Origin of the sequence: Plasticicumulans sp. (assembly GCF_035331805.1) — a bacterium.
Lineage (GTDB): Bacteria > Pseudomonadota > Gammaproteobacteria > Competibacterales > Competibacteraceae > Plasticicumulans.
In genome coordinates this window covers 1-8,610 of record NZ_DAOLKE010000144.1, presented here as the reverse complement: position 1 = coordinate 8,610, position 8,610 = coordinate 1, and the positions used below count along the sequence as shown (strand labels likewise).

9 protein-coding genes are annotated in these 8,610 nt (G+C 68.0%); 6 read left to right on the top strand and 3 right to left on the bottom strand.

Going from position 1 to position 8,610, the window contains the following annotated elements:
• A partial coding sequence (locus tag PKE44_RS11215; RefSeq protein WP_324551105.1) for a vitamin B12 dependent-methionine synthase activation domain-containing protein occupies positions 1-1,601 on the top strand: 1,601 nt, incomplete at its 5' end.
• A 201-nt stretch (positions 1,602-1,802) separates the two neighbouring features.
• Here the strand turns inward: PKE44_RS11215 and PKE44_RS11210 are convergent.
• The gene (locus tag PKE44_RS11210; protein WP_324551103.1) at positions 1,803-2,048 is read right to left on the bottom strand and encodes a hypothetical protein; all 246 of its coding nucleotides are present in this window, start codon (positions 2,046-2,048) and stop codon (positions 1,803-1,805) included.
• A 372-nt stretch (positions 2,049-2,420) separates the two neighbouring features.
• Between PKE44_RS11210 and PKE44_RS11205 the strand changes: the two genes are divergently transcribed.
• The 3 genes from PKE44_RS11205 to PKE44_RS11195 all read left to right on the top strand — a co-directional run bounded on the left by PKE44_RS11205 (position 2,421) and on the right by PKE44_RS11195 (position 4,391).
• Positions 2,421-2,651, top strand: coding sequence for a hypothetical protein (locus PKE44_RS11205; protein ID WP_324551100.1), 231 nt, complete (start codon positions 2,421-2,423; stop codon positions 2,649-2,651).
• Between the two features lie 232 nt (positions 2,652-2,883).
• Complete coding sequence (locus PKE44_RS11200; protein ID WP_324551098.1) at positions 2,884-3,687, top strand: XDD4 family exosortase-dependent surface protein; 804 nt, start codon at positions 2,884-2,886, stop codon at positions 3,685-3,687.
• 284 nt (positions 3,688-3,971) lie between these two features.
• Complete coding sequence (locus PKE44_RS11195; protein ID WP_324551096.1) at positions 3,972-4,391, top strand: hypothetical protein; 420 nt, start codon at positions 3,972-3,974, stop codon at positions 4,389-4,391.
• Between the two features lie 19 nt (positions 4,392-4,410).
• Here PKE44_RS11195 and PKE44_RS11190 read toward each other — a convergent pair whose 3' ends face one another.
• On the bottom strand, positions 4,411-5,388 hold the full coding sequence (locus tag PKE44_RS11190) for a hypothetical protein (RefSeq protein WP_324551107.1): 978 nt from the start codon (positions 5,386-5,388) through the stop codon (positions 4,411-4,413).
• A 215-nt stretch (positions 5,389-5,603) separates the two neighbouring features.
• Positions 5,604-6,614, bottom strand: a complete 1,011-nt coding sequence (locus PKE44_RS11185) for an SPFH domain-containing protein (RefSeq protein WP_324551094.1) — start codon at positions 6,612-6,614, stop codon at positions 5,604-5,606.
• An 80-nt stretch (positions 6,615-6,694) separates the two neighbouring features.
• On the opposite strand from PKE44_RS11185, the gene PKE44_RS11180 reads away from it, so the two are divergent.
• Positions 6,695-7,078 carry a DUF6394 family protein gene (locus tag PKE44_RS11180; RefSeq protein WP_324551093.1) on the top strand — a complete coding sequence of 128 codons (384 nt, stop codon included), beginning with the start codon at positions 6,695-6,697 and terminating at the stop codon, positions 7,076-7,078.
• Between the two features lie 12 nt (positions 7,079-7,090).
• The coding region (locus tag PKE44_RS11175; RefSeq protein WP_324551091.1) for an NAD(P)-binding protein at positions 7,091-8,610 on the top strand (1,520 nt) is incomplete at its 3' end.

The following is an 8,610-nucleotide window of genomic DNA, read 5'->3' as shown; positions in this document are numbered from 1 at the left end:
GCATGAACGTCGTCGGCGACCTCTTCGGCGCCGGCAAGATGTTCCTGCCGCAGGTCGTGAAGTCGGCGCGCGTGATGAAGAAGGCCGTCGCCTATCTGATCCCGTACATCGAGGCCGAGAAGGCGCGCAGCGGTCAGGCCGCGAGCAGCAACGGCCGCATCGTCATGGCGACCGTCAAGGGCGACGTGCACGACATCGGCAAGAACATCGTCGGCGTCGTGCTGCAGTGCAATAACTTCGAGGTCTTCGACCTCGGCGTCATGGTGCCGGCCGACAGGATCCTCGCCAAGGCGAAGGAGGTCGGCGCGCACATCATCGGCCTGTCCGGCCTGATCACGCCCTCGCTCGACGAGATGGTCAACGTCGCGAAGGAGATGCAGCGCCAGCAGTACGCGCTGCCGCTGCTGATCGGCGGTGCGACCACCTCGGTCATGCACACCGCGGTCAAGATCGACCCGCAGTACGAGCAGGCCGTCGTCTACGTGAAGGACGCCTCGCGCGCGGTCGGCGTCGCGCAGTCGCTGGTCAGTCCCGAGCTGAAGCCGGAGTTCGTCGCAAAAACCAAGGCCGACTACGCCAGCAAGCGCGAGCAGCACCGCCTGCGCCGCAACCGCGAAGCCCTGCTGCCCTTCGCGCAGGCCCGCGCCAACGCGCTCGCGCCCGACCCGGCCGATGGCGCCCCGCTCGCCCCGCGTGTGCCCGGCGTGCAGGTGCTGCTCGACTACCCGCTCGCGGAGCTGGTCGAGTACATCGACTGGACGCCGTTCTTCTCGGCCTGGGAACTGGCCGGGCGCTTCCCGCGCATCCTCGACGATGCCGTGGTCGGCGAGCAGGCGCGCAAGCTCTTCGACGACGCGCAGACGATGCTCCGGCGCATCGTCGATGAACGCTGGCTGTCGGCGAACGCCGTCATCGGCCTGTTCCCGGCCAACCGCGACGGCGAGGACACCATCGTCTGGACCGACGAAACGCGCACGACCGAGCGCACGCGCATGCACCACCTGCGCCAGCAGTCGGTGCGCCCCGACGGCAAGCCGAACCAGTCGCTGGCCGACTACGTGGCAGCGCCCGGCACGCCCGACTGGGTCGGCGCCTTCGCCTGCACGGCCGGCATCGGCATCGACGCCCACGTCGCGCGCTTCGAGGCTGCGCACGACGACTACAGCGCCATCCTGCTGAAGGCGCTGGCCGATCGTCTGGCCGAAGCCTTCGCCGAGCGCCTGCACGAGCGCGTGCGCAGGGAATGGTGGGGGTATGCGCCCGACGAGGCGCTCGCCAACGAGCAACTGATCGACGAAGCCTACCGCGGCATCCGCCCCGCCCCCGGCTATCCGGCCTGCCCGGATCACACCGAGAAGGCGACGCTGTGGACCCTGCTCGATGTCGAGGCGCAGGCCGGCATCACCATCACCGAAAGCTTCGCGATGGTCCCGACCGCTGCAGTCTCCGGCTGGTACTTCGCCCACCCGCGCGCGCATTACTTCGGCCTCGGCCGCATCACGCGCGATCAGGTCGAGGATTACGCACGGCGCAAGGGCTGGGAACTGGCGACGGCGGAGAAATGGCTGGCGCCGAGCCTCGGGTATGAGGCCGAGGAATGAGGCGGGGGCGGATGTCCCGCCCGTAATTCAGTGGCGTGCGCACCCTGAAATCTCCGGCAGGGTGCGCATTACCGGAAACATGGACATTTGACGTTTGACTGCGTGCGCATGAATGCGCGCCTGATGTAACTTCCGGTTGTTCGACGCAGGGCATCCGCACCAGGCTGCCGGGTCGCCATCGCCGGCAATGGCTGCGCGCACTTAATCACACCCGCCGCCCCAATCCCCACCCGAATCGGCACTGTCTCCACCACCCTCCCGGTCTCCACCAGACCCAGAGCTTTCGTCGCTGCCCCATTCGTCAAACCCGAGATCAATCGACGATGCAGGCAAAAGCACCAGCGCAATGACTGCGAAGAAGCCCACTATGATGAGGGCTGCAAAAAAACTGTCGAACCATACGAGAGAAACTCCGAACACGCCGATGCAGATGAGTTTTTTGTTCATTTCTGCGAGACTCCGCGCATGCCTGAGGACAAGAATTCCGGATACGCCTTTGCGCATATCACATCCATCGGCACATCAGGCCACGATTCATGGATATTCACGAGACCTCCATTGACCAGCACGACATCCTGAACAGCACGCAGTGCTGAGTGACGCTGAAACCCGGGCATGGTCTCAATGCCATCCGCCACATGCCGGGCTTGCAAGCCTGCCTCAAACGAACCCATCTTCTTGCAATGCAGCATGACTGCCGGGCTGCATGCAGTTCAGGTGAAAATCGGCGCTCATGCAAGCCGCGCCTGAACAAAATGATCAGGCGCCTGCCACCCACGCAGCCCCTGACTTTTCGCATGCCGGGAAGGTGCGCTTGCCATGGGATCGAAGCTGACGACGACAGCAAGGCTTGATGTCAGCGTTCCGGTCCTCTGCCGCCGTCAGTCTGTTGATACCCGGCTGAACCGCCGCATCGGCGTCCGGATTCATTTCTCCTTGCGTATTCCTGCTGCCGGCAGCGATTGCCTTGATGATGAAGGCATGCGTGTCAAAAAATTTTACATATTACTGATTTTTCAGATGCAAATCTGCGCCGCAAGCAAAGCTTGACAAGCACTTGCCATGACCGGCATAACCATTGCAACATTTTTTGCTGCCTTACCAGCCGGGCGGGCAGTCGCAGCCCCCCGGTACATGCCGCGGCGCAGATGCCGGTCGGTTGAACACGGATACACACGGAAGCGACTGTTTGTTTACGGGGTGAAATTCCCCACCCGGAAGGTACCCGCACCCTCTGCCCCGCCGCCCACGTTCCTGGTGAACTTCGCGGAGGGGACCTCTGATGATTGCATCAACCCTGCACGCGCACCGCGCGTTGCTGCTGGCCGGCGTACTCGCTGCCGCGAGTACCGGTGCCGGAGCCTCCGTCAGTTTTGTGGCGACCGGTCCCAATACCTATTCGGGCGGACACACGCTGGCGGCACAGGCGATTTTCGATCTGTCAGGCAGCGTGCTGTCGATCACGCTGAAAAACATCTCGACGGACACCCTCGATCGCCCCTCGGATGTGCTGATGGGACTGTTCTTCGATCTCGCACCGCCCTACACGCTGTCATCGCCCACGGCGACGCGGAGTGCCGGCAGTTCCTACGTGAATCTCGCCACGCCGTCGTCGAGCACCAATCTCGGCGGTGAATGGGCGTACCGGTATTCGGCGACCGGATTGTCCGGATCGACCGTCACTGCCAAATACGGGGTTTCCGGTTCCGGACTCGGCGGCACCTTCGGTGCCGGCGACCGGATCTGCAGCGCCTGCCCCGAACTGAGTTCAGGCGGTGGTTCAGCACCGGACGGTCTCGACTACGGCATCGTATCGAACAGTTACGTCGCCAATACCGGCAGCGGTGTGACGTCCACTGTCGAACTCGTGCGCAACAGCATTTCATTCATGTTCAACGTGGCGGGCGGCAGCATCCTGAATCTCGGCGCCGTGATCAGCAACGTCAGCTTCCAGTACGGTACGGCACTCGACGAACCACGACTTGCCGGAGTCAAAATCTCCGAACCGGCAAGTGCTGCACTGCTGGCGCTGGGTGGACTGCTTTCATGCCGGAAACGGCGCGCAATGGCCGGGTCAGCAGCCTGAATCCGGAATGTCCGCCCCGGCTTCCTCGTGCCGCGAGGCAGGCGGGCTGGAAATGAAGGCGCGCTGCCCGGCGGCGGCGCGATCCAGCGCAGCACCATGACCGCATGAACCCCGGATGCGCGGCAGCGCTCCGGGGTTTCTGTCATTCGCCCCTGCCCCGGCAACCGCGGCACGCCTGCAATCTGCGGATCAATCCGCCGCATCGTCCGCCCCTTCCGGCGGATGGACGCCGCTGCCTGCCTCGACCGAACATGCGCGCCCCGCCCCGCTGTTGCGATCCGCCGATGCCCGAGTTGCGCGCCCTGCTGTTTCCGCCCGAACCGCGCCGCTTCGCCGGCCAGCGCTGGGTCAACGTCGCGCTGCGCAGCGTGCATCTGTGCGCGGTCGCCGGGCTCGGGGCCGGCTTCCTGCACGGGCTGCCGCCGGCGAGCTGGCAGCCCTGGCTGTGGGTGGCCCTGGCGAGCGGTTCGGCGCTGGGGCTGCTGTTCGTGTGGAGCGACGGGCGCTGGCTGGTGCAGCCGCCGGGGCTGGCGGTGCTGGCGAAGCTCGGGCTGCTCGGGCTGGCGCCGTTCGTGCCGGCGGCCGGGGCCTGGCTGTTCCTCGGGGCGGTCGCGCTCTCGTCGGTGTTTGCGCACGCCCCGGCGCGCGTGCGCCATTGCCTGCTGCTGCCGGCGCGCTGGGTGCCGCCGCAGGTCCGGCGCTAGCCGGCGGCGTGCCCCCGGCCTATTCCGGCATGACCGGCAGCGTCGGCGAGATGCGCCCCTTGTCCCGGTAGAAGGCCAGATGGGCGAGATAGTCGGCCATGCTCTTCGGCATCGGCGAGCGGGCGCGGACGATGTGGAAGATCAGGGAGCGGCCCGCCCTCACCAGACGCATGCCGTCCACCAGCCCGTGCACGCGCCGGCCCGGGGTCCGCGTCGCCCGGGCCGCGGGCAGGCCCGGTTCGTAGGCCGCCAGACGCTCGCCGGCGGTGACGAAGCGCGACCACACGTCGAAGATCCGCGCATCGGTGCGCAGGGTCTCGGTCTTGATCCGCGCCGCTTCCGCGAAGTCGCTGACCAGCGGCGCCAGACCCTCGAACACCGGGATCGGCTGCAGATGTTCGATCATGGCGGCGGCGATGCGGTCGATGTCGCGCAGGCACATGCCGATCTTCAGATAGCGGCTTTCGAAGAACTCCTCGACCGACAGCGAGAACACGCGGAAGGGCTCGCCCCACAGCTCGTCGATGCATTCCTGCCCGCTGCGATGCCGGACCAGCCGCCCCAGCTCCAGCGCCTCCAGCAGGCAGTGGCCGCATTCCTGCACCAGCGGGTAATCCGTCTGGATTTCCACGCCGTCCGCCTGCAGTTCCACGAGCCGGCGGAAGATGTCGGTGGCGCGATTGAACAGCGCCCCGGCCAGCATGCCGCCCTTGACGCGCCGCAGCGCCGGATCGGTTTCCGCCTCGTACGCCGCCCGGGCTTCCTGCAGGCGCACGCCGGGCACGTTGAGACCGTGTTCGGTGTGATTGAACAGGCGCCGCGTCAGCGCCTCGATCAGATTCTTCTTGGCCGCCAGACAGTCGCCCGGCACCGGATAGGTCTTGATCCAGTAGCCCTCGTAATACACCCGCTCCTGCTGATCGATGATGCGGCGGGTGCCCGGCTCGGGCGCCGGCGCGAAGTCGGGCAGGCGGGCCGGAACGGATTGCGTCGTCATGAGGATCCCCGGCGGTTCAACCGGGGCTTTTCCAGCAAGAAGCGTGCTGCACTGCGGTGGCGCCCAGCCCCTTGATTCCGCTCCCGATCCGGGCGGGCGGGCGGCCGCATGAGTGCACTGCGCCGGTGCAGTGCACGCCGCGCAGGGCAGGCGGTGGTGCACCGCAGCCGTTCGCCGCGGCACGGCAGCGACGGACCACCGACCGTACCCGGCCTTCAGCGCGGTGCGGCCGCCGGCCCGCCGGCCGGCAGGTTCAGCAGCAGGCCCGGCCCGCCGCCCTGCACCAGCGTCGCCGGATACACGCCGTTCCACTGCAGCACCGACTGGTAGTGCACGAGTTCGGCGGTCAGTGACGCGGCGATCTTCTGATTGGCGGTGGCGCGGGCCTCGGCCTCCTTCGCGATCTGGTAGGCGTTGGCATCGGCTTCGAGCTTCCTGCGCTCGGCCTGCGCGCGCGCGTCGGTCGTGGTCTCGACCAGGCGCGTGTTGGCCTGGATGGTCTTGATCTCCTGCTCCTTGCGCGCCTGCTGCTCGACCATCGCCAGGCGCTGCTCCTCCTGCTTGGCGAGCTGCACCTCCTCGATCTTCTTCTGCACGACGGCCGGCAGCCCGATCTCGCGCAGCGCGACGTTCTCGACCGTGAACGGATAAGCCTTCAGCGCCTCGATGAGCTTCGCTTCGAGCCCGCGGCCGATCTCGCTGCGCTGGTTGGCGATCTGCTCGCTCTGGTAGCCGCCGACCACGTCGCGCACGACCTCGCGCACCAGCGGCACGATCAGCCGGTCGGCGTAGTTGCGGCCATAGCGTTCGAGCAGGCCGGCGGCCTCGGCGGCGTGCGGCGTGAACTGCAGCGACAGATCGAGCGTGATCGGCAGGTTCTTGGCGTCGAGCACCTGGATGCCGGGGTGATTGAGGATGCCGTCGCCGTCCGGCGCATCCTCGCGGCCGCGGAAGTTCAGCGTCTGCAGGCGCACGTCGAGGAAGTGCGTGCTCTGCACCAGCGGCATGCGGAAGTGCAGGCCGGGCAGGCGCGGTTCGGGGTCGTAGCGGCCGAAGGTCGACAGCACGACGACCTCGCCGCTCTCGACCGTGTACACCGGGTTCAGCGCCAGCACCGCCACCAGCAGCACCAGCCCCAGCAGCACGGTGCCGAGCAGGCCGCGCGAGCGGGGCGCGCGGGCAGCGGCCGGGGTGCGGCCGGCGTCCTCTTTCGGGTTCAAAGCCATGTTCCCTCCCGGGCTTTCACGAACGGCGGCGGCCGGCTGCCTACACTCGGCCGACAACGACACCGCCAGGGGGATGGTGCATGAATCTCGAAAAGGTCGTCTTCGGCTTCTTCATCCTGCTCGCCGCGACGCTGAACTTCGGCTTCGTGCTCGGCGAGATCGACAATCCCGTGCATCACGACGTCTACGAGCTGGCCGCGGCGCTGGTCGTGAGCCTGATCGCGACGGTGCTGAAGCTCGGGGATCGCACGCACATGGGCGCGGTGCTGCTCGCGACCAGTCTGGTCGCGGACCTGCAGCTGATCGCGGCGGCCGTGGTCTGGGCGATCGCGGCGCACGCCTACGGGGCCGGCGAGGCACCGCGGGTCGTGTCCTCGGTGGTGTCGCTCGCCAGCGGCGCGGCGCTCGCGAACTTCATCTCGATCGTCATGCTGCTCGCCGAAACCATCAACCTGCGCCGCTGACGACCGCCGAAGATGAACCTCGTCCACCTGCTGCTGCAGCGTCGCCGGCCCGGCTCCGGGGGCGACACGGCGCCGCTCGATCCGCGCGAAGGCAGCGCGGCGGCGATCAACAGCGTCGTGTTCCTGTTCCTGCGGCGCATGCGCCTGCCGCTGGTGGTGCTGATCAGCGTCTACGCGGTGTCGATCGCCGGGCTGGTCGCGATTCCGGGTGTCGATCCGGAGGGCCGGCCGTGGCGCTTCGACCTGTTCCACGCCTTCTACTTCATCAGCTACACCGGCTCGACGATCGGCTTCGGCGAGGTGCCGTACGCGTTCACGCCGGCGCAGCGGCTGTGGGTGACGGTGTGCATCTACCTGACCGTGATCGGCTGGCTGTATGCGGTCGGCACGATCCTGAACCTGCTGCAGGACCCGGCCTTCCGCCGGGCGCTGGCCGAGAGCCGCTTCGCCGGCGAGGTGCGCGGGCTGGCCGAGCCGTTCTGGATCATCTGCGGCTACGGCGAGGCCGGCAGCCTGCTGGTGCGGGCGCTGTGCCGGCGCGGCGTGCAGACGGTCGTGCTCGATGCCGATGCCGAGCGCCTCGCGCGGCTCGACCTGGAGGACGTGGGCTTCGACGTGCCGTGCCTCGCGGCCGATGCGCGCGCCTCGCGCATCCTGCGGCTGGCCGGGCTCGTGCATCCGCGCTGCCTCGGCGTGGTCGCGATCGCTGCCGACGATGCGATCGACGTGAAGGTCGCGATCACCGCGAAGCTGCTGAACCCGCGCCTGCGCGTGATCGCGCGCGCCGAGCACGCCTCGACCGCGGCCAATCTCGCGTCGTTCGAGACCGACCGCATCATCGATGCCTACGAGACCTTCGGCGAGCATCTGGCCATGGCGCTGGTCGAGCCGAGCCTGCACATGCTCTACGAATACCTGATCCGCCAGCCCGGCCAGCCGCTGCCGCCGCGGCTGGTGCCGCCGCGCGGGCAGTGGATCGTCTGCGGTCACGGGCGCTTCGGCAGCGCCGCGTACCGGCATCTGGCCGGCGCCGGCCTGCCGGTGCGCGTGATCGAGTCCGATCCGGACGATGCGCCCGAGGATGCCGTGCTCGGTGATGCGACGACCGCCAACACGCTGTGCTCGGCCGGGGCGCTCAGTGCGGCCGGGCTGGTCGCCGGCACCGACGACGACGCCGACAACCTGTCGATCGCCTACACGGCGCGGCTGCTGAATCCGGACCTGTTCGTGATCGCACGCGCCAATCACCGCGAGGAGGAGCCGCTGTTCGCGGCCGCCGGCCTCGATCTGGTGATCTCGCCGAGCCGGCTGATCGTCTGGCGCGTGCTCGGCGAGCTGATCGCGCCGCAGACCAACCGCTTCCTCGCGCTCGCGCAGCGCCGCGGCGAGGCCTGGGCCGCGCCGCTGCTGGCACGGCTCGACGCCTGCAGCGAGGGCCTGACGCCCGATACCTGGGAGACGACGATCGACGCCGCGCAGGCCCCGGCCCTGCACGCGCTGCTCGCCGCCGGGCGGCGGCCGGACTTCGCGGC